The organism is Pseudomonas sp. MWU15-20650, from assembly GCF_023242475.1.
GTDB lineage: Bacteria > Pseudomonadota > Gammaproteobacteria > Pseudomonadales > Pseudomonadaceae > Aquipseudomonas.
Genome location: NZ_JALJFG010000036.1, coordinates 16,421 through 39,609, shown reverse-complemented (window position 1 = coordinate 39,609; position 23,189 = coordinate 16,421). Strand labels below are relative to the sequence as shown.

Annotated in this window: 21 protein-coding genes; all 21 read right to left on the bottom strand. The window is 51.9% G+C overall.

Going from position 1 to position 23,189, the window contains the following annotated elements:
- Positions 1–3: 3 nt before the first annotated feature.
- Complete coding sequence (gene asnB / locus M5B43_RS22405; RefSeq protein ID WP_248752123.1) at positions 4–1,956, bottom strand: asparagine synthase (glutamine-hydrolyzing); 1,953 nt, start codon at positions 1,954–1,956, stop codon at positions 4–6.
- A 107-nt stretch (positions 1,957–2,063) separates the two neighbouring features.
- On the bottom strand, positions 2,064–3,143 hold the full coding sequence (locus M5B43_RS22400; RefSeq protein ID WP_248752122.1) for a glycosyltransferase family 4 protein: 1,080 nt from the start codon (positions 3,141–3,143) through the stop codon (positions 2,064–2,066).
- Positions 3,144–3,226: 83 nt separating this feature from the next.
- Positions 3,227–4,339: an oligosaccharide repeat unit polymerase gene (locus M5B43_RS22395; RefSeq protein ID WP_283099582.1), complete on the bottom strand. Its 1,113-nt coding sequence runs from the start codon at positions 4,337–4,339 to the stop codon at positions 3,227–3,229.
- A 68-nt stretch (positions 4,340–4,407) separates the two neighbouring features.
- A complete protein-coding gene (locus M5B43_RS22390; RefSeq protein WP_248752120.1) occupies positions 4,408–5,319 on the bottom strand; it encodes a glycosyltransferase family A protein in 912 nt (303 codons plus the stop codon).
- A 21-nt stretch (positions 5,320–5,340) separates the two neighbouring features.
- Positions 5,341–6,594, bottom strand: coding sequence for an O-antigen translocase (locus M5B43_RS22385; RefSeq protein WP_248752119.1), 1,254 nt, complete (start codon positions 6,592–6,594; stop codon positions 5,341–5,343).
- Positions 6,591–7,721, bottom strand: coding sequence for a DegT/DnrJ/EryC1/StrS family aminotransferase (locus M5B43_RS22380; RefSeq protein ID WP_248752118.1), 1,131 nt, complete (start codon positions 7,719–7,721; stop codon positions 6,591–6,593). Before M5B43_RS22380 ends, M5B43_RS22385 begins: the two co-directional genes overlap by 4 nt.
- A 157-nt stretch (positions 7,722–7,878) precedes the next feature.
- Positions 7,879–8,301, bottom strand: coding sequence for an FdtA/QdtA family cupin domain-containing protein (locus M5B43_RS22375; protein ID WP_248752117.1), 423 nt, complete (start codon positions 8,299–8,301; stop codon positions 7,879–7,881).
- A 45-nt stretch (positions 8,302–8,346) separates the two neighbouring features.
- Positions 8,347–9,372: an NAD-dependent epimerase/dehydratase family protein gene (locus M5B43_RS22370; protein ID WP_248752116.1), complete on the bottom strand. Its 1,026-nt coding sequence runs from the start codon at positions 9,370–9,372 to the stop codon at positions 8,347–8,349.
- Between the two features lie 66 nt (positions 9,373–9,438).
- On the bottom strand, positions 9,439–10,716 hold the full coding sequence (tviB, locus tag M5B43_RS22365) for a Vi polysaccharide biosynthesis UDP-N-acetylglucosamine C-6 dehydrogenase TviB (protein WP_248752115.1): 1,278 nt from the start codon (positions 10,714–10,716) through the stop codon (positions 9,439–9,441).
- A 267-nt stretch (positions 10,717–10,983) separates the two neighbouring features.
- On the bottom strand, positions 10,984–11,523 hold the full coding sequence (gene rfaH / locus M5B43_RS22360; protein ID WP_248752147.1) for a transcription/translation regulatory transformer protein RfaH: 540 nt from the start codon (positions 11,521–11,523) through the stop codon (positions 10,984–10,986).
- 16 nt (positions 11,524–11,539) lie between these two features.
- Positions 11,540–11,962: a hypothetical protein gene (locus tag M5B43_RS22355; protein ID WP_248752114.1), complete on the bottom strand. Its 423-nt coding sequence runs from the start codon at positions 11,960–11,962 to the stop codon at positions 11,540–11,542.
- 200 nt (positions 11,963–12,162) lie between these two features.
- Positions 12,163–13,536 carry a Wzz/FepE/Etk N-terminal domain-containing protein gene (locus M5B43_RS22350; protein WP_248752113.1) on the bottom strand — a complete coding sequence of 458 codons (1,374 nt, stop codon included), beginning with the start codon at positions 13,534–13,536 and terminating at the stop codon, positions 12,163–12,165.
- 348 nt (positions 13,537–13,884) lie between these two features.
- Positions 13,885–14,115, bottom strand: coding sequence for a lipopolysaccharide assembly protein LapA domain-containing protein (locus M5B43_RS22345; RefSeq protein WP_248752112.1), 231 nt, complete (start codon positions 14,113–14,115; stop codon positions 13,885–13,887).
- Positions 14,116–14,139: 24 nt separating this feature from the next.
- Positions 14,140–14,436, bottom strand: coding sequence for an integration host factor subunit beta (gene ihfB / locus M5B43_RS22340; protein ID WP_003189779.1), 297 nt, complete (start codon positions 14,434–14,436; stop codon positions 14,140–14,142).
- Between the two features lie 130 nt (positions 14,437–14,566).
- The gene (locus M5B43_RS22335) at positions 14,567–14,851 is read right to left on the bottom strand and encodes a hypothetical protein (RefSeq protein WP_248752111.1); all 285 of its coding nucleotides are present in this window, start codon (positions 14,849–14,851) and stop codon (positions 14,567–14,569) included.
- Between the two features lie 160 nt (positions 14,852–15,011).
- Positions 15,012–16,706, bottom strand: coding sequence for a 30S ribosomal protein S1 (gene rpsA / locus M5B43_RS22330; RefSeq protein ID WP_071483562.1), 1,695 nt, complete (start codon positions 16,704–16,706; stop codon positions 15,012–15,014).
- 119 nt (positions 16,707–16,825) lie between these two features.
- Positions 16,826–17,515: a (d)CMP kinase gene (gene cmk / locus M5B43_RS22325; protein ID WP_016971485.1), complete on the bottom strand. Its 690-nt coding sequence runs from the start codon at positions 17,513–17,515 to the stop codon at positions 16,826–16,828.
- On the bottom strand, positions 17,512–19,722 hold the full coding sequence (locus M5B43_RS22320; protein ID WP_248752146.1) for a bifunctional prephenate dehydrogenase/3-phosphoshikimate 1-carboxyvinyltransferase: 2,211 nt from the start codon (positions 19,720–19,722) through the stop codon (positions 17,512–17,514). Before M5B43_RS22320 ends, cmk begins: the two co-directional genes overlap by 4 nt.
- 28 nt (positions 19,723–19,750) lie before the next feature.
- Positions 19,751–20,863: a histidinol-phosphate transaminase gene (gene hisC / locus M5B43_RS22315; RefSeq protein WP_248752110.1), complete on the bottom strand. Its 1,113-nt coding sequence runs from the start codon at positions 20,861–20,863 to the stop codon at positions 19,751–19,753.
- A 9-nt stretch (positions 20,864–20,872) separates the two neighbouring features.
- A complete protein-coding gene (gene pheA / locus M5B43_RS22310) occupies positions 20,873–21,967 on the bottom strand; it encodes a prephenate dehydratase (RefSeq protein ID WP_003172650.1) in 1,095 nt (364 codons plus the stop codon).
- Positions 21,967–23,052 carry a 3-phosphoserine/phosphohydroxythreonine transaminase gene (serC, locus tag M5B43_RS22305; protein WP_248752109.1) on the bottom strand — a complete coding sequence of 362 codons (1,086 nt, stop codon included), beginning with the start codon at positions 23,050–23,052 and terminating at the stop codon, positions 21,967–21,969. Before serC ends, pheA begins: the two co-directional genes overlap by 1 nt.
- Positions 23,053–23,189 lie beyond the last annotated feature (137 nt).

The following is a 23,189-nucleotide window of genomic DNA, read 5'->3' as shown; positions in this document are numbered from 1 at the left end:
TTTTTATTGCTCTGCCAGCCAAGCTTGAAACATAAGAATATCCCACAAGTGATGCTGCCAATTTCTGCGTCCGCTCAAGTGTTCCGCCCACTTTTTCCGGATGGGTTCAGGATGGAAGAACCCCTCTCGACGCAAGCGCCCTTCATCGAGAAGATTCTCTGCCCATTCTCTCAAAGGCCCCCTGAGCCAACTGTCCAGTGGGATACCGAAGCCCTGTTTGGGACGCTCAATAAGCTCTTTAGGCACATACCGATATAGAACTTCCCGCAGTAACCATTTGCCCTGATTATCCCGAATTTTCAGGTCCAGGGGCATGCGCCAAGCTAGCTCAATAACGCGATGATCAAGCATTGGCACACGTGACTCCAGACTGACAGCCATTGATGCGCGGTCTACTTTGACCAAAATATCGTCGGTCATATAAGTCTGCGTATCCATTGCCATCATCCAATGTTCAAAGCTATCGGTCACAGGCCAAGCGGTCTTGTCGGTGAATAGCGTTACCGGCTCATGCGCTCCGATTACAACACTAGCAGGATCCTCCCAATGGCTGTTCAGTTGATGATAAAAGTCTTCACCACTGGCAATACCGAGCACCGAGGCCAGTTTATGAGCTTTATCCCCGGGCGTCGCCAGGTGCAAGCGCTTGGGCAGCAGAGGCTTACTCAACTGAAACAATTGGTCCCACGCCCCCGGCGATAAGGCACGCAGCATTTTAGCAGTCGCGCTGCGCGCAAAACCCGGCAAGCGGTGCATTTTCTGCCAGACCTGCCGCGCGGTTAGATACCGGTTATAGCCACCGAACAGCTCATCCCCGCCGTCACCGCTAAGCGCGACGGTAACCTCTTTCCTGGCCATGTGACTGACCAAAAATGTTGGAATCTGCGAACTATCACTAAACGGCTCGCAGTACATGGATGCAAGCTTTGGGATAACCGCAAGGGCATCCTCGGGGCGCACGTAGAGCTCCGTATGCTGCGTTCCCAAGTGCTTTGCCACGGCCTTCGCATGCACCGCCTCGTCATAGCCACTTTCGTCAAAGCCAATGGTAAAGGTACGAACTGACTGATTACTTTGGGCCTGCATCAACGCAACAACTGCACTGCTGTCGACGCCGCCGCTCAAGAACGCACCGAGTGAAACGTCGGCCAACATCTGTTGCCCGATACTCAGTCGGAGCTGATTCTCCAGTGCGTCGGTCGCTTCCTTCGGCGAACCCTTAAAAGGATCTGCCAGCCCAGCAGTAACGGCATCGTTGACCGACCAATAGGCTTGAGATTCAGAACTTTTTGCAGCAGCAATATCGCTCAGCGTTAAAGACACGTAGTGCCCAGGACGAAGTTTTGAAATGCCCTTATAAATACTGTAAGGCGCGGGAATACAATTATGGCGTAACATAAGCGCGAGCGAATTACGGTCGACTTCGGCTTTAAATTCCGGATACGCCTTCACTGCACTCAACTCAGACGCAAATAGTAAGATATTATCCTGCCACCCCCAATAAAGAGGCTTCTCGCCCACTCGATCACGAGCCAGCGTCAATACCTGCTCTTGCTTATCCCAAAGCGCAAACGCGAACATGCCGACCAGCGATTTCAGCGCGTTTTCGATGCCCCAACGAGCAAGACATGCCAACAAGACTTCGGTATCTGAATGGCCCGTCCAAGGAGGAGTATTACCTTCTGCCTCAAGTTGATTGCGCAACTCGAGATGATTATAAATCTCTCCATTGAAAGCCAGGACATAGCGCTGGTCGTGAGAATGCATCGGCTGGTGGCCCGCGCTGGTGAGATCAACAATCGCCAGTCGCCTGTGCCCCAACGCAAGTCCAAGGTCATCAATCCAGATACCCGAATCATCAGGTCCGCGGTACGCTATGGCATCGTTCATTCTGGAGATGACTTCGTAAAGCTCAGGGCGCTTGGACGGATCGAAAAGACCGCTTAATCCACACATTTTAATAAATCCCGAATTTAAGGCCGCGAAGGTAAGCGTGGGTGAAGCCTTGAAAATTAAACTGAGATGACAAGACCGTCGGCAACATTACCAAAGAACTTATTACACTAACCTACCCGACTGCCTGCTACGGCTAGTATATCCCTGATTCGCGGCGCTTGAACTTGCACCGAAAAGACGCTTTCTACTGCATAAAGCCCTTTGCTGCCATAAAAAAGACGTAAATCCCGATCGCCCAGTAACGTGTCAAGACAGCGATGCCAATCAGACATGTCTGTTGCTAACATTCCACACTGGTTGCCTTCGACAATATCAACATTCACACCCACGGGTGACGCAATAACCGGCACCCCGCAAGCCATATATTGAATTAGTTTATACCCACACTTCCCCTTCTCCCAAAGCCCATCAATCAATGGCATGATCCCAATATCAAGTGCCTGAACAAACCCAGTCTCAGCGTCTTCGCTCCAAGCTTGGACCTCGACGTCAATACCCTCAAGTTCGTTGATAACGCCTTCACTAGCGCCCATCAAAACCACGCGAGCACCATAAGTTTCACATGCGACTCTGAGAGCATCTCGAATTTGGACGACATACTTTTCAGTTGACGGGGAACCAATCCAGCCGATTACCATTTTTTTATTGGGGAGTGGAAGTGTGCCCGCGTAGCGAGAATGATCGACCACAGTCGGTATCACCTCAACATTAGGCGCCCCCGCTTTTATCGCACGGTCAGCGAGATAAGCGTTGCCTGCAACTACACATTCTGCGTGACGCATCACTGTGTCAATCTTGGATCCCAAAAGAAACCGAACCAACACACTTGAAGAAAGATCATACGTGTGAAAAACCGCGTCATCGTAATCAACGATATACGGAACACCAAACAACTTTAGCAGCCTTTCTGCGAAGGCTGGGCAGAACGGAAATATCTCCTTTTCGATCCACACAACGTCATAGCGCGCCGCCTTGAACAGCACAACGAGACGCAAAATATATTGCTTTAGTGTTAAAAGAAACGATCTGCCACCGCCCCGATAAAGGTCCTCAAGATACTTATCATCAAACAGCGTCTCAATATCCACTTGCAACCCTTCAGCTTCCAAAAAAGGTAAAAACTGAAGCGTTCGAAGGCGCGTACTGGCTCCCATACGAGAATATTTTGGAAGTAATAAGATTTTCATTTTGATCTCAACAGCTCAAATAATTTTACGGTCATCCGTTGCGTAGCCAACGGCGTCTGGAGACCACTGACAAGACGCATTGATCACGGGGAAATTTGCTGCCCACTCGGGTGAAAGAACCGCCCCGCAAAGAGAGGAAAAAGTATGAGCATCAAATATAAATAGGTCGTCAATGAAAATTGCCATGCATAAAACATCATGATCAGCGCATACATAAAACAACTAAGAATTGCTAAGTAATAACCTTTTCTCTTAGCTGCAAAAACCCGGAGAATCGCAAAAAATGCACCGACAATTGCCATAGATATTATGACAGCCGGCAGCCCACCGAATAAGTATGGAGACGCTGCGTAGGTGAGAACATTGAAGTCTTTATCAGTGAGACCAAGGTCAAGAGGAGGGCAAGAGTATAACCCCAGCGACATCAGATCAATAAATTTTCCAAACACCAGATCAGCGCAGCCTAAATAGTCCTTACCCTCGGTCCATTGTGAAAAGGCTGTCACAGCATAACCCAAGTACAACAGGATAAAGTCATACCCCTTATCTCCGCCGGTTTTGCCGGTTCCGACAGCAACGATGATGAACAAAGCTATTAAAACGGCTAAGGACAGCAGCAGCCCCTTCAGTCTTATCCACCCCTCGTTGATGGCGGTATAACCCACCGCTACAAATATAAACATCATACTTGTTCTCTCCGCCATACTAAAAGCCGAGGTCAAATAAATGATCGCTGCTACCAAGCAAGGAAAAGCTCGTTTTTGCTGTGCATAGTAAAGCGACAAACACAGTGCGAACAACGCAAAGTGCTGAGCCCCATAGGAGGGTTGGTGCTCCCAGGTATTCGCGATTCTCAATGCTAACAAAACGCTACCATAATTTCCGTTATAACCGAACGCATAAATCTTGTAAAGAGACAGTACTAAACCAAAAAAAGCACAAAACCAGTAGAGCTGGATAACAACTCGATAGGGTGAGATCAGTTCAGCTTTTGGGTGAGGGATACCGCCTACATTCAACAATACATATACAAGCATGTAAACGATTACAAAAGACAGGACACCCAACAAATAAACACTGTGCCCCCAATCCCAGGGTTGCTCAAGGGCCAGCAGGTTAGCACAATACATTAGCAGGGTAATGAACAGTAAGACGAAGACTGGTGACACTAACGCATTCTTAAAAAATAATCTCAATTAAACCACCGTCCAACCGCTACTAGGGAAACCAAGGGTATAGGCGAGCTCATTACCACGCTCAACTATTAATTAGACCTTCCTGCTATTTTTTTTCCCACTAGGCCTATCGCCGCAGGTATGGCCGCAACCACGTGCATAAACTTCGATGCCCTGAGCATCGCGAGTGTCGTGGCGAAATCACCGCTCTTCAAAGCCGAAATGACATAAGAAGCCAGGACACGGCCAATCGCTTTACGCTGAATATAATCCGGTGCAAGTTCCTCCATCAACTCCCGCACCATGAAATACTGCCTCTTTACATTTTTATAACTATTTGATTCGTGTTGCCGATAACCAACAACACTCACCTCTGGCACATAAAGAAAATCCACATCACGAACAGGAAAACGTGTTAACAACTTTATAAAAGTAGGATAATCGTCCAACATCAACTTCGGATCCCAGCCACCAATTGTTCTCAATGCGTCAGTTCTAAAAACAGTAGATTGCAATAGTATTGGAGAGGGATAATTCAAGAAGATACTGCGACTCATTGCATCAACGCTTAGACTAAAGAAATTATCTTGGGCAACCCCGTATATAGGCGTTCTTTTTTCAGGTAATTGATCAAAGAAAGCATAACCACCACCGATACAAAATTTTGCGTTCGGACTCCCGATTAACTTATCAACACATTTTTTAATCCCGGCCGCCTCTGGGATATCATCAGATGCAACCAGGTAAACAAACTCCATATCTACCATCGCTAAACCCAGGTTCAGTGATGAAACAAGGCCCGCATTTGGCTTGGATATAAACTCGACTGTGCTATCGGATAAACTTGAAATAAAATCCCCGATGGCTTCGCCAGACCCGTCTGTAGAGCCATCGTCAATTACCAAGATTTTTCGCCCTGGCAAATCGACTGCCAGAGCGGCCTTAATACAACCCAACACATAATTAATATGATTATACGAAGGTATCACAAGTGTAATCATGCTTAGCTCATTTTCAAATAATTATTGAACTGCCTTCAATTTGCGTGACATGCAAACACCCATAACAACCCAGTACGCCGCGTAATTGATTGCGTAGGCCACGGTCACACCCTGCAAACCCAGTTCATTGGTAAACAGCCAAGACAAAATCACAAAAGAAGAAGAAAAAACAATTTCTGTGACCATGAAAAGCTTGAACATCGCTTTCCCAAGCATCAAGTAGGCCATAACCCAACTTCCGATCTTCAACGTATCGCCTAGCATTTGCCAGGCAAACAGATCAGTCATCGGCAAAAACTCAGGAGTAAAAAGCAACTTCACTATCATGTCGCGAAAAAGATAGATTATCAGTGCGCCCGCCGCAGTGAGAGGCAATATTATTTTATATCCATTCGCGATTTCTGCCCTGATATCTTCCGATTTTTTCAACTCGGAGAATTTAGGTAAATAATAGACACTTAGCGTTGTGGTGATCAGCATAAGATAAGCACCACTTAGCCGCGTCAACGCCTCCCAATAACCCGCCGCCTCCCACCCGAAGCTTTGGCCCAAGTGATTTCGAACCAAAATCTGACTAATGGGCACACACGCCACAGAAGTGAGTGACATCGCTGTATACTTAGCCAAATTTCGAGCCACGCCGGGATCAATTCGTCCGATAAAATATCGAATCTTGAACCACGGGGCTGTATAGCAAAGAAAAACTGTAACAAAAAAGCTTAACGACTGATAAACCGCCAATGCTACCAACGCGCCATACAGCCCCCACATAATCGCCATATACGCGGTAACGGCCAGAGCAAAAAAGCTCCCCGCGATATTTGATATAACGTACCGAGGGATTTCTTTCTTACCGTTTAGTACTGCTAGCAGTAAAGTATTCAGAATAAACAACACTAAGGTCGCTGAAAACCAAACAAATACACCACCAAACGCACGATCTTTCAAAAAGATCAGAGATAATCTTTCATTAAACACGGTCACGAGTACGCCGGTCACCAGCGCACCGATCAAGGAAATGCTGCCTGCCGTGCGCCACACCGTGCGCTGCCGCTCTTCATCTTCATGATACTCAGCGGTGTATTTAGTGACGCCAGCATTAATGGCGCCACTTGCAAACGTTGTAATCATCTGTACTGCGTTTTGAAACTGACCAAGCGCAGCATAGCCCACAGGCCCGACGTACACCGCAAGGATTTTGTTTATACATAATAGCGTGACCATACGTACAACGACTGCTATACCATTCAACAAACTGGTTTTAAGAAACGTCATTCTACCGTGGCGCCGTTAAAACTATTACATGCTTCGATAACGATGGAAACGTCATCCGTATTCATCGTCGGTCCAATCGGGAGACTAATGACTTCGGCGTGCATGCGCTCGGTAATATCAAAATTCAACTCATCCCACTCGGCATAAGCCTTCTGCTTGTGCGGAGGGATAGGATAATGAATCAGCGTCTCCACACCTTTTGCACGTAAATGGTCTTGAAAAGCAGTTCGATTCTGACACCGAACAACAAACAAATGCCAAACATGCTCGGAGAAGGCGGTAGCATCAATAGACTTTTCAAGCGGCAACTTCAACGCTTGGTTTTCTATACCAGCCATGTAGGCAGCTGCAATACTCCGACGCGCACTCATATCTTTTTCCAAGTGGCTCAGTTTCACACGCAACATCGCCGCTTGCAGCTCATCCAGGCGACTGTTCACGCCTTTGTATATATTATTATATTTCGATTTCGACCCATAATTTCCTAAGGCTCGAATAGTTTCAGCAAGCTCATCATCATCTGAGGTTACAGCGCCAGCATCTCCTAACGCCCCAAGATTTTTGCCCGGATAGAAGCTGAATGCTGAAGCATTTCCCCAGCTACCTGTCTTTTTACCTTTCACGCTTGCGCCGTGTGCTTGAGCCGAGTCCTCCAGCACCAACAGACCATACTTTTGCGCAAATTCATTAATAGCAGACATATCGCAGATTTGCCCATAAAGATGCACAGGCAATACCAGCCTTGTGCGATCAGTGAGAGCGCCTTCCAATCTCGCTGGACACAAGTTGAAGGTAGCGTTGTCAGGCTCTACTAACACCGGAACCAAACCGTTCTCGGTGATCGATAGAATACTCGCAATGTACGTATTGGCCGGAACAATGACTTCATCACCCTCCTTCAATCGCCCAAGCACTTTCCACGCTCGTATGGTTAACGTCAGAGCGTCCAAGCCATTTGCCACACCAATACAATGCTTAACACCACAGTACGCTGCAAATTCAGCCTCGAACGCCTCTACTTCTCGGCCTGATATATACCAACCAGAATCAATAACCCGAGTACATGCTTCAATCAACTCAGAACGCAGCACGGCGTTGATGCTTTTCAAATCGAGAAAATTTACCATCTTTATATAACCTGATTAGTTTCTAAGGCGGCGAGTAAGGCAGCACACAACCGCTGACGTCATACAACACACTGCTTAACTTTATAACAACGCAGCACATCACCAGATCAATACCGTGCAATAACTCACAAGCTTAAACAGTGGAGGTGCTATAGGCCTATGATGAGCTTGATATTCTAGCCTGGCGTGCGATGGCTAAAAACTCTTCGTAGTTTCGAATATAATCTGCTTCATCATAAGGTGCGCTTGCCAAGACAAGCAGTACACACTGCTCACTGAAGTCATGCATTTCACGCCACATACCACCTTCGATCAAAATCCCTTTTGTTGCACAATCCAGCCAAACGTCCTCTCGCTTAACGCCATCATCCAATACCATACGGCACTTGCCGACCAGGCATATAGCGACCTGTTGCAAGTTCCGATGGGCGTGGTATCCACGACTAACGCCTTCAGCCGTCCGATAAATATAGTAAACACGCTTTATCTCAAACGGAACGACCTTACCCTGTTCGATTGAAACCAGACTGCCTCGCTCATCACCCAACGTCTGGAAATCTATCCATTTAATAAGACTCATCATCCCCTCTCATAACCATTAGCAGGCTATACATACCCTTCAACATCACTTTAAAAAAGTGACATACCACGGCATCGCCTTTGCCACACCATGCTCTATCAGGTAGGCAGGTGAGTAACCAAGACTGGTTTTTATTTTTCCAATGTCAGCTTGAGAGTGCCTCACGTCACCAGCACGAAAATCCCGGTATACCGGGTCCTTTCGATAATCAATACCATTTGCCGCCAGCTCTTTTTTCAGAGCGTAAAACAGCGTATTAAGTGTTGTGCGACCACTGACAGCAACATTATAAACCTGGTTGCGAACAGCTGGATCAACCGCGGTAGCCGCCAACAAATTGGCTTGGACAGTATTCTCTATAAAGCAAAAATCGCGGCTTGTTTCACCATCTCCATTTATAAATATAGTTTCGTCCTTAATCATGGACGCCGCCCATTTCGGGATAACAGCCGCATAGGCACCATCCGGATCTTGCCGCTTACCGAACACATTAAAGTAACGCAGGCCAATGGTATTAAAGTTATAACAGCGTGCGAACACGTCAGCATATAATTCGTTGACGTACTTTGTCACCGCATAAGGGGACAACGGACTACCGATCACATCTTCAACTTTCGGCAACCCTGGGTGATCACCGTAAGTAGAACTGCTAGCGGCGTAGGTAAAACTTTTTACCTTGGCATCCCGTGCAGCCACCAGCATATTCAGAAAGCCGTCAATATTAGTTTGGCTTGTAGTGATCGGATCATTTAGGGAGCGAGGCACGGAACCAAGAGCAGCCTGGTGAAGCACATAATCGACGCCAGAACAAACCTCATGACAGACATCCAGATTTCGGATATCACCGTTAACAAATTTGAACCTGAGCCACTGTTCACCATCGACGCTCTGCTGTACCTCATCGAGATTACGCTGGTGCCCTGTAACAAAACTATCAAGGCCGACCACATGCTGATCCAACTTCAACAGCGTCTCAAGCAAATTCGAACCGATAAAACCTGCAACCCCGGTAATAAGCCAAACTTTTGGCTCATTTGGAAGGTTCTTTAAAAGCATTTCGTAACGCGTCATAGGGTCCACTTCGTAGAGAAAGAGAGTCTAAAATTGCCCACTACTGTGTAGGCATCTAAAATACAATCACAAACGAATATCAGACTGACCACGTTCCAAAAGGTATTTCAGGTCATAAAGCACGTGTTTGTCCTTACCGAGTGCGCGAATTTTCGCAGCCCCCATCGATCGAAACTCATTATGAGCCACCGCAAGTACCACGGCGTCATACGTGTTTTCAACCGGAGTATCGATAGGCATTATGCCATATTCGTGCTCTGCCTCAGCGCCACTTACCCATGGGTCATACACGTCCACAGCAATATTGTATTCCGCCAGCTCCCGCACGATATCCACGATTCTTGTATTACGCAGATCGGGGCAGTTTTCCTTGAACGCCAACCCCATAATCAGCACCCTGGCACCGTCGACATGAATACGCTGCTTGAGCATCGCTTTTACCAACTGCGAAACGACATATGCCCCCATACTGTCATTCAAACGACGTCCTGCCAGTATAATTTCGGGGTGATAACCGATGGACTGAGCTTTATGGGTCAAATAATAAGGATCGACGCCGATGCAATGCCCCCCTACCAATCCAGGACGGAAAGGCAAGAAGTTCCACTTGGTACCGGCAGCCTCCAGCACAGCCTCCGTATCAATACCCATTTTATTAAAAATAATGGCCAGTTCGTTAATCAGCGCAATATTTAAATCACGCTGCGTGTTTTCGATAACTTTAGCGGCTTCTGCGACACGAATGCTACTAGCTTTATGCGTGCCCGCAATAATAATTTCGCCATACAGCGAATCCACAAGATCAGCCACTTCTGGAGTAGAACCCGCGGTCACCTTTTTAATAGTAGTAACGCGGTGTTCCTTGTCACCCGGGTTAATTCGCTCTGGACTATAACCTGCAAAAAAATCAACATTAAACTTGAGTCCCGAGATTTTCTCCAACACGGGGACACAATCTTCTTCAGTAGCACCTGGGTAGACAGTCGACTCGTAAATAACGATATTGCCTTTCTTCAATACCTTCCCGATACTTTCCGAAGCCTTGATTAAAGGAGTCAGGTCTGGCTGATTGTATTCGTCGATTGGCGTGGGAACAGTCACCACGAAAACATTACAATCTTCAAGTTCATTTAAATTTGAGCTAAAACTGAGAGATTTTGCAGAAAGCAGCTCATCATCACTCACTTCCAGCGTCGAATCATGCCCCTCTCTAAGCGCCTCAATGCGAGACTTATTGATGTCAAATCCAACAACGGAGCGGTGCTTTCCGAATTCAACTGCCAACGGCAGGCCAACATACCCCAAACCAACAATAGCAAGTTTTATGTCTTCTAATAACAACATGTGTTTGTTCCATTTAGAAAAGCGCGATTCCATTTCAGCTTCGCACTGGTAAATTTAAATCGAAAAGTCGATTACACTCGTGTTGGCTAGGGAACGTGCCTCGCGAAAACTGTCACTGGGCAGAGCTGCCGTAATTTTTTAGCCTTCCTTGAATTCTGCCGCGGATTCTTAGCGCACCGGAGCGCGAGGAAAATAAAATAATCCCACGCTACCGCCCCAAGGTTTTTAGTCATCCCCTTGAAGACTCGCCTGCTGCTATCACGCCATTCACGCCTCGCTGCCAGCCCCACCTAGGCAGCTCAAAGGGACAACAATCTGTCGCTGGTGGCTTAATATGCTGATCAACAAAATGGCTCTTTCCTCACCGTCCATCGCCATGAAAATGGACTCAAACCCGGAAAAATCGCCATCAAGGATAACTACCTTATCACCCGCGTGATACGTAGGAACAACACCCAAATCTGCCCGCTCCTGCAGCGCATGAATAAGGCCGGACGCTACTCCCAGTGGGGAGCCGCCAAAAGCAACCATACGACTGACCCCCTTTGTCGACCGTAGCGGGGCCCAATTGGCACCTTCCGGGAGGTGTACAAATAAATACCCCGGAAACAGTGACTCCGTAATGAACTGTCGCCGACCACGACTGACCTTTTCGCGCCTGAGGACTGGGCGAGAGCATACATACCCTTGCCGTTCGAGATTCTCCTGAGCGCGCCCGTCTTGCTTAGGCTTGCATTGCACCAGGTACCAATCGTAACGCAACGAGGTATTGGGCTGCCGGATGATTGAGTGGGTACCTACACCCATAGCGTTTTCACGAATATCATTTTCCATGGCATGCTATTACATTTACATCGACAGGTATATTTGCCAGGCCATATTGACATCTAATACCGAACATGCCCTGAAATACAACTTGCTCCCACACCCGCCAAAACCACCTACTGCGGAAGATCATAAATTCGCATGCAGATAATACTACCCTGAACACCCAATTCAACCAGAGCATGCTTTGACACTCGCGAAACGCTCCCGGCGCTGATGCTGCTTGATCAGACTGCATCAGCACCTCAAAAGCGGTGGACAGGCCGCCTCTGAAATATCCTTGCAAAAAAATCAATGAAACGACATTTCTGAGGTTACACATGGCCGCCAGCCATTGATCATCACGCCCCTGAAAAGTCAAGGCTTTCGGTCGCTCACCAAGATCGCGCACCCTACAGGCCCTGCCCAGGATTTGAGGCATTTAAACCACATTTGGTTCCCCGGGATCGCTCACTGGTATAAAAACCCATTTGATAAAAGCAAGCCTGATAAGCAACACCCGAACCGATATCAAAATGATATCAATGCAGAACCAGAACGAGGATATGCTCTATATAAAGTCATTCAAGCAGACCTTCGACACCACCACCCGAAGAAAACACAGTCCTTATAACCTGCCGACTATCGCGTTGCGTCGAGAAGCGCACGCTCGGCACTGTCATGGTCCAAGGTGCTTTCCACGACAGGAAAGCTAAACCCATCTGTTCGCCTATCCTGATAACCTCTCAAACGTAAAAAATGGCGGCATGCGGCAATAAAGATTCCCAGCAATACCCCGAGGAAGGCTCCCAGGACGACAATTAGAAGCTTATTGGGCTTAATTGGACTCGCAGGTTCCACTGCCCGCTTATCGATAGCAACCAGTTGTAATTTCCCCATATCCATATTCAAATTGCGCAATCGAGCAATCTCTGCACGCATGGGCTCTACGCCTTTAAGAAATAGATCCTCGTTCTTCCTCTGATTCAATACCTCGATCTGCCTATTAGACTGGAGCAGTTGAAGCTCCTTAGCGATCTGCGCAATACGCTGCTCTGTAAAATCATCCGACTTGCGCTGCGATAATGCGGCCCTCTCAGCATCTAACGCTTCAACACCCATAAAATACAAAGGGACTTGCTGATTGTTGATCTCAGTGCGCATCATGCTGACTGCCCCACCCCGCTCACCCTCTCCCAGCGATGACGGACTAGAAGGTTTTCTGATACCCAAAGACTTTGCAATTCCTATTGCCTCACTGAGCTGCGCCATTCGATCCGCACGACGCGCTTTCAACTGCATCCTGAGAGCCTTAAGCTCGTCTTGTAGCTGCGACCGCCTCAGCGCGTCAGCCTCTGTCAAAAGAGCGATCCTCGCTTCTTTTTCAGTGTTGTAACCTGAGCGGGCAGCATCCAGCTTGCCTTTAATCTCATCCAGTCGATTTTTTACAATCACATCAAGGTCTGCGGCAATCTGATTCCGCTCTCTTGTGATGGCGTAATCTACAAGGCCGTTGAGGATAGCAACACCATCAACCCCTTTCGGGTAGTTCATTTCCATCTGAATATAAGCATTCAACGAGTCCGCTTTTTTTGCATCGCTCGATACAAGCCTGATTGAATTTCGATTAAATGCTTCAAAAGACTGTTCCAAGGTGCGGCCGGGCTGTTCAAATGACTTAAATAGCTTCTGATTTTCGCGAAAAAAACCAAGACGAGTCTCATACGACTCCAGAGAAGCACCCACCTTCGTCAGGGCCTCATCTGGCGGGAGCCTGTAAATTTCCGAGCGATTCAGGGCATCGAGTACATTGATTGCAGAAGGACGCAAAACACTTGTCACCTGATACTCAGGCGTGGCAATAAACGCGTATGCGACAGCCAACACGCTTGCGAATATAGCAACCGATAAAATCAGCTTTCTCTCTTTCCAAATCGCTTGGGAAAGCTCGACAACATCAAACTCCCTCGATGGGGGAGCGGGAGGGGCGGGAGGAACGCGGAAGCTACTACTCACAACAAAAACCTGCCTTCAAAGAGAAACTGCGGGCTCGTTATGCAGACAAAATTGTGTATTTTTTATTCTAATTGGATGACCGCCAAAACCCAGCGTCTCTGCCAAATTTTGAGCGCACAAAACGCCTGTTATCGAGAACAGATTCCATTCTGCCATCTCTCTGACATATTACAAGTCTTGACATGTATGTAGGACGATTCTGAATTTTCTCGGGAGATAGCGTCGCAACCAGTAAGATTTACGAGAGACCGCAACCGCGCAAAATTCAAAGGGGTTTAGCCTAGAAAATTTTCTGACAAACGGTCACTAACATTCACCCTTCCACATTCCAGGTAGCAGGCTCAAACCCTAGGCAACCGACTTAGGACGACGCTTACGAACAAACACGCCCAACAGAGGCCCTATCATCATCCCAACAATCAAAGCTACCACCACAAACACCGCCACCGGCATTTGCGCAGAGCTCCAACCCAGGAATGACAGCGCAACACCCTGCTGATTCTCAAGCACGAATGCCAAGACCACCAGCGCTGCAAGCACTGCAATCAATACCGCAACAACGCGCTTAACCCCACGCATAATCTTCTCCTACGCCAAAAGCACTCAGACGCCCTCTTCCTCTTCTTCGTTCACTCGATCGCGCAATTCCTTGCCCGGCTTGAAGTGAGGAACGAACTTGCCGTCAAGGCTTACGGACTGGCCGGTCTTTGGGTTACGGCCTACGCGCGGCGCGCGGTAGTGAAGCGAGAAACTGCCAAAGCCGCGAATCTCAATACGATCCCCGGTCGCAAGGCACTGGGACATTTGCTCAAGCATGGTCTTGATAGCCAGCTCCACATCCTTGGATGAGAGCAGCCCTTGATGGGTGACAATTCGTTCGATCAACTCCGACTTCGTCATATTTTTCCCTTCTTTTTCAAGCAGCTAGGAAAAGCGCTTCGAAGGTTTTAGCATGACCTGACGAATTTGAACAGCCCATACAGCAACTAATCTGCGGGCGAAATAAACACCCGCGGCTCACACACGCATCTCACTTACAGATCACCAACATCGTCCGAGTCACCGCTCCGGCTGGATTCCAGCCAAACAGGTAGTCACCCTCTTCGTCCTCTGCATCACTGGAACGGGTGACAACCTTGTAACCCTGCATCTTGCATTCACGGGCAGCGCGCTTCTCGCACCCCTCCCACTTATTACCCAAGCCAGAACAGTCGATCTCGATGCCACTGGCGCCGTACTTGGCGTGGGTCTTGGCACTGGTTGAAGAGCAACCTGCAAGCACCACCAATGCGAGTACTACGATAATTCTGTTCATTCAAACCCTTACTGAATCAGCAACGCGAAATAGCTTCTTTAATCACTATAGCCAGTTCTGACATTGCGCTGCACGCCTTGGTTCTATGGTGTTGATTCATCAAATTACGGACACAAAAAAGGGCGACCGAAGTCGCCCTTTTTCTATGGTCTGACAGAACTTAGTTCTGCTTTTCCATTTGTGCACGCAGCAGGTCGCCCAGAGTGGTAGGACCAGCAGCAATTTCAGAGGTAGCTGGCTTGTCGCGCAGGCTCTGGATTGCTTCTTTCTCTTCAGCATCGTCTTTCGACTTGATGGAGAGCTGGATTACGCGGCTCTTGCGGTCAACGCTGATGATCTTGGCTTCTACTTCCTGGCCTTCTTTCAGAACATTGCGCGCGTCTTCAACGCGGTCACGGCTGATTTCAGAGGCTTTCAGAGTTGCTTCGATATCGTCGGCCAGAGTGATGATGGCGCCTTTAGCGTCAACTTCTTTCACGATGCCCTTAACGATTGCGCCTTTGTCGTTGTCCTGAACGTATTCGGAGAACGGATCGCTTTCCAGTTGCTTGATACCCAGGGAGATGCGCTCGCGCTCTGGGTCAACCGACAGGATAACGGTGTCCAGCTCGTCGCCCTTCTTGAAACGACGAACAGCTTCTTCGCCAACTTCGTTCCAGGAGATGTCGGACAGGTGAACCAGGCCGTCGATGCCGCCGTCCAGACCAATGAAGATACCGAAATCGGTGATCGACTTGATGGTGCCGGAGATTTTATCGCCCTTGTTGAACTGGCCAGAGAAATCTTCCCATGGGTTAGATTTGCACTGCTTGATGCCCAGGGAGATACGACGACGCTCTTCGTCGATGTCCAGAACCATAACTTCCACTTCGTCGCCGACTTGTACGACTTTCGAAGGGTGGATGTTCTTGTTGGTCCAGTCCATTTCGGAAACGTGTACCAGGCCTTCCACGCCTTCTTCCAGCTCAGCGAAGCAGCCGTAGTCGGTCAGGTTGGTAACACGCGCGGTTACGCGAGTGCTTTCTGGGTAACGAGCTTTGATAGCGACCCATGGATCTTCGCCCAGCTGCTTCAAGCCCAGGGAAACGCGGTTGCGTTCACGATCGTACTTCAGAACCTTGACATCGATCTCGTCGCCAACGTTGACGATTTCGGAAGGATGCTTGATACGCTTCCAAGCCATATCGGTAATGTGCAGCAGGCCATCGACGCCACCCAGATCGACGAATGCGCCGTAATCGGTGAGGTTCTTGACGATACCTTTGACTTGTTGGCCTTCCTGCAGGGATTCCAGCAGAGCTTCACGCTCGGCGGAGTTCTCTGCTTCCAGGACGCTGCGACGGGAAACGACAACGTTGTTGCGCTTCTGGTCGAGCTTGATGACCTTGAATTCGAGTTCTTTGCCTTCCAGGTGCGTGGTGTCGCGCACTGGACGAACGTCGACCAAAGAACCTGGCAGGAACGCACGGATGCCGTTAACGTCGACAGTGAAGCCGCCTTTAACCTTACCGTTGATAACGCCCTTGACCACTTCTTCAGCTGCGAAGGCTGCTTCGAGAACAATCCAGCATTCAGCGCGCTTGGCTTTTTCACGGGACAGCTTGGTTTCACCGAAACCGTCTTCAACCGAGTCCAGAGCAACGTGAACTTCGTCACCGACATTGATAGTCAGGTCGCCAGCATCGTTGTAGAACTGTTCCAGCGGGATCAGAGCTTCAGACTTCAGACCAGCGTGAACGGTTACCCAGCGAGCTTGGTAGTCGATATCAACGATAACACCGGTGATGATGGAGCCTGCCTGAAGGTTCAGGGTTTTTAGGCTTTCTTCAAAGAGTTCCGCAAAGCTTTCGCTCATTTTAATTCCTGTTGATAAGGGCGAAGAATACGCCCATCTCCACACCCCAGACGGTGTGGGTTAGTTTCAATTAGAAGAAGCACCACAGGACTATGACTGGTCCCCTGCGGCCTTCTTGGTCACCCGGCGATATCGCGAATGGCGATTTCACTCAAGATGCGTTCCAGCACCTGCTCGATGGACAACTCCGTGGAATCCAGCTGTATGGCATCAGCCGCCGGCTTGAGCGGGGCTACTGCGCGCTGGGTATCACGCTCATCGCGTGCACGGATCTCATCTAGCAGACTCGACAGACTAACACCATCGACTTTGCCCTTCAACTGCAAGTAGCGGCGGCGAGCCCGCTCCTCGGCGCTGGCGGTCAGGAAAATCTTCAGCGGCGCATCCGGAAACACCACGGTGCCCATATCGCGGCCATCAGCCACCAGCCCCGGCGGCTCCTGAAAAGCCCGCTGACGCTGCAGCAGCGCGTCACGCACGGCCGGCAGTGCGGCAACCTGGGAAGCCCAGGAGCCTACTTGTTCATTACGCAGGTCATCGGTCACATCGTCCCCTTCGAGGATGATGCGCTGCGGATGACCTTCCGTCGCGCCGACGAACTGCACATCAAGGTGCGCCGCCAGCAACTTCAGGGATTCTTCGTTGGTCAGGTCGACGCCATGGTTGCGTGCGGCAAATGCCAGCAAGCGGTACAGCGCGCCGGAGTCCAGCAGGCACCAGCCCAGGCGCTTGGCCAGGATGCCGGCGATCGTGCCTTTGCCCGAGCCGCTTGGCCCGTCGATGGTAATCACCGGTGCTTTGATATTCACAATTGAGCCTCTTGGGCAACACGAATGCCTACTTGGGCACACAGTGTAAGAAAGTTCGGAAAAGACGTAGCTACATTGGCGCAGTCACGGATACGAATCGGCGCTGCCGCCCGCAAGGAAGCGACACTGAACGCCATGGCAACCCGATGATCGCCATGGGCATGGACTTCACCACCACCCATCGGCCCCCCTTCAATGATAAGCCCATCAGGGGTCGGCTCACACTTCACGCCCAACGCCAGCAGACCGTCGGCCATTACCTGTATACGATCGGACTCCTTCACGCGCAGCTCTTGCGCCCCGCGCAACACGGTTCGCCCTTCAGCACACGCCGCGGCGACAAACAGCACCGGGAATTCATCGATCGCCAACGGCACCAGCGCTTCGGGAATCTCGATCCCCTTGAGCGCAGCTGCACGTACACGCAGGTCAGCTACCGGCTCGCCACCCACTTCACGGGCGTTCTCCAAGGTGATGTCTGCCCCCATCAGCCGCAGGATATCGATCACCCCGGTGCGGGTCGGATTGATGCCGACATGCTCCAACAACAACTCGGAACCTTCTGCAATCGAAGCCGCGACCAGGAAAAACGCCGAAGACGAAATATCCCCCGGCACTTCAATGTGGGTAGCCGTCAGCGCATAACCCGATTCGATTGACGCCGTAGCCCCCACTACTTCCACCGGATAACCAAAGCCGCGCAACATACGCTCGGTGTGATCACGGGTCGGCGCGGGCTCGGTGACCGCGGTCTTGCCTTCTGCATACAAACCAGCCAGCAGCAAACAGGATTTAACCTGAGCACTGGCCATCGGCAGCATGTAAGTCAGGCCCTTGAGCGCCTGGCCGCCACGAATGGTCAGCGGCGGACACCCTTGCGGGCCGGTCTCGATCACAGCACCCATTTCCCGCAGCGGCTTGGCCACACGGTTCATCGGACGCTTGGACAGCGAAGCATCCCCCGTCAGCACACTGTCGAAACTCTGCGCCGCCAGCAAGCCGGACAACAGACGCATGGAGGTGCCGGAGTTACCCAGGTAAATCGGCCCCGGCGCCGGCTTCAAGCCATGCAAGCCAACGCCATGGATAGTGACGCGACCATGGTGCGGCCCTTCAATCACCACGCCCATGTCGCGAAAGGCCTGCAAGGTCGCCAAGGCGTCTTCGCCCTCAAGGAAACCTTCGACTTCCGTCACGCCCTCAGCCAACGAACCAAGCATGATCGACCGATGGGAGATCGACTTGTCACCCGGCACCCGAATGCGCCCGCTCAAACGGCCGCCCGGTCTGGCGATGAACGTCAGATCATCGGTACTCACGGCCGTCTCCATATAGGCCCGGCGCGCCAGGATCTTGCTGAAATGCTCACGCGCCACGCGCGCACGGGTGAACACGCCCAGTAGCTGATGACCATCTCCGGCATCCACCGCGTCGCGCAAGGCATCGAGGTCACTGCGGAAAGTGTCCAGAGTGCGCAACACCGCCTCACGATTGGCGAGGAAGATGTCATGCCACATCACCGGATCGCTGCCGGCAATCCGCGTGAAATCACGAAAGCCACCAGCGGCGTAGCGGAAAATGTCGAGGTTCTCGTTGCGCTTGGCCAGGGAATCCACCAGGCCAAACGCCAGCAGATGCGGCAAATGGCTGGTCGCCGCCAGCACTTCGTCGTGACGCTCGACCTGCATATGCTCGACATCCGCCCCCAGCTCGCGCCACAGGCGATCCACCACGGCCAAGGCCGCCGGATCGGTTTGCGCAAGCGGTGTCAGAATCACTTTATGCCGACGGAACAACTGCGCATTGGACGCCTCCACCCCGCTCTGCTCGGAACCGGCAATCGGATGGCCCGGAACAAAACGCGCCGGCATGCCGCCAAACGCCAGTTGCGCCGCACGCACCACATTGCCCTTGGCACTGCCGACGTCCGTGAGAATCGCCTGCCCCAGGTCCATGCCAGCCAACACCGCCAGCAATTTCTCCATAGCCAGGATCGGCACGGCGAGCTGGATCACATCCGCCCCCTGACACGCGGCTGCCAGGTCCGCCTCGCAGCGATCCACCACCCCCAGCTCAACCGCCAACTTGCGCGATTGCGGGTCCAGGTCCACACCGACCACTTCACCACACAGCCCGCTTTCACGCAGGCCCTTGGCGAACGAGCCGCCGATCAACCCGAGACCCACCACCACCAGGCGACCGATCATAGGCACGGCAGGTTGCAATGCAGTGACATCAACCACGAGCCAGGACCTTGGCCAACGCCTCCAGGAAGCGGCTGTTTTCAGCCGGCAAACCGATGGTGATACGCAGGTGGTTCGGCATGCCGTAGTTGGCCACGGGGCGCACGATCACGCCTTCGCGCAACAGGCCCTGGAACACAGGCGCAGCCACTTGGCCAAGGTCAACGCAAATGAAGTTACCCTTGGAGGGAATCCAGCCCAGGCCCAACTCACGCAAGCCTTCCTGCAACTGCAGCATGCCGCTCTCGTTGAGGCGACGGCTTTCTTCCAGGTACTCGGCATCCTTCACCGCCGCACAGGCGGCCGCCAGGGCCAGGCTGTTGACATTGAAGGGTTGACGCACGCGGTTCAGCACATCAGCCACCACCGCCGTGGACAAGCCGTAGCCAACCCGCAGCGACGCCAAGCCATACGCCTTGGAGAAGGTGCGCGACACCAGCAGGTTCGGGTAAGCCGCCAGGAAATCCAGCCCATCCGGCAGATCGCTGCCTTCGGCATACTCGATATAAGCCTCATCCAGTACCACCAGCACATGCCCGGGCACGTCTTGCAGGAAGTCGTTCAAGGCTTGCGCATCGAACCAGGTACCCGTCGGATTATTTGGATTGGCGATAAACACAACGCGAGTCTGCGCGTCGATAGCGGCCAACATCGCGGGCAAATCATGCCCCCAATCCTTGGCCGGAATAACGCGGGCCTCTGCGCCCACCGCCTGAGTGACGATCGGGTAGACCGCAAAGGCGTGCTCGCTGAACACGGCATTCAAGCCAGGCGCCAGGTAAGCGCGCCCTACCAGCTCAAGGATGTCGTTGGAGCCGTTGCCCAAGGTCACCTGGTTCAATTCGACCCGGCAATTTTCGGCCAGCAGGGACTTGAGGGCAAAGCCGTTGCCATCCGGATAACGGGTCAGCTCGGCCAGCTCTTCACGAATCGCCGCCAACACTTTGGGGCTTGGGCCCAGCGGGTTTTCGTTACTGGCCAGCTTGACGATCTTTGCCGGGTCCAGGTTCAACTCACGCGCCAACTCGTCCACAGGCTTACCCGGCACGTAAGGCGACAGTTGTTGCACGCCCGGCTGAGCCAGGGCGAGGAAGTTGCCACTCATGTTAAAGCCTCACAAAACCGCTTTCGGGTAAGAGCCCAGCACCTTGAGTGCCACGGCTTCCTGACTGATTTTCTCCAGCACGCCCTTGACCAGCGGGTCACGGTGATGGCCGATGAAGTCGATAAAGAACACATAAGTCCATTTACCGCTGCGCGAAGGACGAGTCTCGATGCGCGTCAGGTCAATCCCGTTATCGTGGAACGGCACCAGCAGCTCATGCAGCGCACCAGGCTTGTTGCTCATGGAGACGATGATCGACGTCTTGTCGTCGCCGGTTGGCGGTACTTCCTGGCTGCCGATCATCAAGAAGCGCGTGGAGTTGTCCGGGCGATCCTCGATCTTCTCGGCCAGGCGCGTCAGGCCGTACAAGCCCGCCGCCATATCGCCGGCAATCGCCGCCGAGTTCCACTCACCCTTGACCCGCTTGGCGGCTTCGGCGTTACTGGAGACCGCCACGCGCTCCACATTCGGGTAGTGCGCATCCAGCCACTTACGGCACTGGGCCAGCGACTGGGCATGGGAATAGATACGGCTGATGCTGTCAGTCTTGGTGTTCTCGCCCACCAACAGGTGGTGGTGGATACGCAGCTCGACTTCACCGCAGATCACCATGTCGTGCTCGAGGAAGCTGTCCAGTGTGTGGTTGACTGCGCCTTCAGTGGAGTTTTCCACCGGCACCACGCCAAAGTTCACCGCACCGGCCGCCACTTCACGGAACACTTCGTCGATCGCCGCCATGGGCTTGCTGATCACCGCGTGACCAAAGTGCTTCATGGCCGCCGCCTGGGTAAACGTACCTTCAGGGCCGAGGTAGGCCACTTTCAGCGGCTGTTCGAGAGCCAGGCACGAAGACATGATTTCGCGGAACAACCGCGCCATCTCTTCATTGCCCAGCGGGCCCTTGTTGCGCTCCATGACACGCTTGAGCACCTGGGCCTCACGCTCAGGCCGGTAAAATACCGGCACCTCGCCTTCCGCCAGGGACGCCATCTTCACCCGTGCCACTTCCTGGGCACACCGCGCGCGCTCACTGATCAGTTCCAGGACTTTCTCATCCAGGCTATCAATGCGTACGCGCAGGGCCTTGAGTTCTTGCTCAGACATTAGCCGTGTTCCTTTTCGAACTCTGCCATGTAGGCCACCAACGCCTTGATGGCGTGGATGTCGACAGCGTTATAAATGGAGGCGCGCATGCCACCCACCGAACGGTGGCCCTTGAGGTTCAGCAGGCCACGCGCGTCAGCACCTGCCAGGAATGGCTTGTCCAGGCGATCATCGGCCAAACGGAACGGCACGTTCATCCACGAACGGTCGGTCAGGTTGATCGGGTTGCTGTACAAGTCGCTGGCGTCGATGAAGTCGTAGAGCGTGCGCTTCTTCTCTTCATTGAGCTTGCCCATGGCGGCCACACCGCCCTGCTCTTTCAGCCACTCGAACACCAGGCCCGACAGGTACCAGGCGAAGGCAGGTGGCGTGTTGTACATCGAGCCGTTATCAGCCGCGACCTTGTAGTTGAGCATGGTCGGGCACAACGAACGAGCGCGACCCAGCAGGTCTTCACGAATGATATTGACCAGGATGCCGCTCGGGCCGATGTTCTTCTGTGCGCCGGCGTAGATCATGCCGTACCTGGACACATCGATCGGGCGCGAAAGAATGTCCGAAGACATGTCGCACACCAGCGGAACATCACCCACCTCAGGTACCCAGTCGAACTCCAGGCCGCCAATGGTTTCGTTCGCTACGTAGTGAACGTAGGACGCATTCTTCGACAACTTCCACTCGTTCTGGCCGGGAATGGCGAAGTAGTCATAAGGCTTGGCGGTGCCCGCCACGTTGACGTGACCGTAACGGGAAGCCTCTTCAATGGCCTTCTGCCCCCAGATACCGGTGTCGATATAGTCGGCAGTGCCTTCTTCCGGCAACAGGTTCAGCGGCAGCTGGGCGAACTGCTGGCTGGCGCCGCCCTGCAGGAACAACACTTTGTAGTTGGATGGGATGTCCAGCAAGTCGCGCAGGTCCTGCTCGGCCTTGGTGGCGATGGACACGAACTCATCGCTGCGATGGCTCATTTCCATCACGGAGAGGCCTTTTCCATGCCAGTCGAGGAGTTCACCCTGCGCACGCTGCAGGACTGCTTCAGGAAGCGCCGCGGGACCGGCACAGAAGTTATAGGCTCTCTTGCTCACATCCAATCTCACTCTGGTCTGGTGGTAGTCACGCAAACATATCTGCCGACACCGGATCCCGTGTGGGAGCGGGCTTACTCGCGAAGGCGGTGGGTCAGTCAGCCTATGTGCCGCTGACACTCCGCAATCGGGAGCAA

Bases quoted from the DNA above. Each gene is read 5' to 3' on its own strand.
- M5B43_RS22385 (WP_248752119.1), bottom strand. From the start codon at position 6,594: ATGACGTTTCTTAAAACCAGTTTGTTGAATGGTATAGCAGTCGTTGTA.
- M5B43_RS22370 (WP_248752116.1), bottom strand. From the start codon at position 9,372: ATGACGCGTTACGAAATGCTTTTAAAGAACCTTCCAAATGAGCCAAAA.
- M5B43_RS22320 (WP_248752146.1), bottom strand. From the start codon at position 19,722: ATGATCGGTCGCCTGGTGGTGGTGGGTCTCGGGTTGATCGGCGGCTCG.
- ihfB (WP_003189779.1), bottom strand. From the start codon at position 14,436: ATGACGAAGTCGGAGTTGATCGAACGAATTGTCACCCATCAAGGGCTG.
- asnB (WP_248752123.1), bottom strand. From the start codon at position 1,956: ATGTGTGGATTAAGCGGTCTTTTCGATCCGTCCAAGCGCCCTGAGCTT.
- M5B43_RS22355 (WP_248752114.1), bottom strand. From the start codon at position 11,962: ATGCCTCAAATCCTGGGCAGGGCCTGTAGGGTGCGCGATCTTGGTGAG.
- M5B43_RS22335 (WP_248752111.1), bottom strand. From the start codon at position 14,851: ATGAACAGAATTATCGTAGTACTCGCATTGGTGGTGCTTGCAGGTTGC.
- rfaH (WP_248752147.1), bottom strand. From the start codon at position 11,523: ATGGGTGTAGGTACCCACTCAATCATCCGGCAGCCCAATACCTCGTTG.
- M5B43_RS22375 (WP_248752117.1), bottom strand. From the start codon at position 8,301: ATGAGTCTTATTAAATGGATAGATTTCCAGACGTTGGGTGATGAGCGA.
- M5B43_RS22345 (WP_248752112.1), bottom strand. From the start codon at position 14,115: ATGCGTGGGGTTAAGCGCGTTGTTGCGGTATTGATTGCAGTGCTTGCA.
- M5B43_RS22380 (WP_248752118.1), bottom strand. From the start codon at position 7,721: ATGGTAAATTTTCTCGATTTGAAAAGCATCAACGCCGTGCTGCGTTCT.
- tviB (WP_248752115.1), bottom strand. From the start codon at position 10,716: ATGTTGTTATTAGAAGACATAAAACTTGCTATTGTTGGTTTGGGGTAT.
- rpsA (WP_071483562.1), bottom strand. From the start codon at position 16,706: ATGAGCGAAAGCTTTGCGGAACTCTTTGAAGAAAGCCTAAAAACCCTG.
- pheA (WP_003172650.1), bottom strand. From the start codon at position 21,967: ATGTCTGAGCAAGAACTCAAGGCCCTGCGCGTACGCATTGATAGCCTG.
- M5B43_RS22390 (WP_248752120.1), bottom strand. From the start codon at position 5,319: ATGATTACACTTGTGATACCTTCGTATAATCATATTAATTATGTGTTG.
- hisC (WP_248752110.1), bottom strand. From the start codon at position 20,863: ATGAGTGGCAACTTCCTCGCCCTGGCTCAGCCGGGCGTGCAACAACTG.
- M5B43_RS22400 (WP_248752122.1), bottom strand. From the start codon at position 3,143: ATGAAAATCTTATTACTTCCAAAATATTCTCGTATGGGAGCCAGTACG.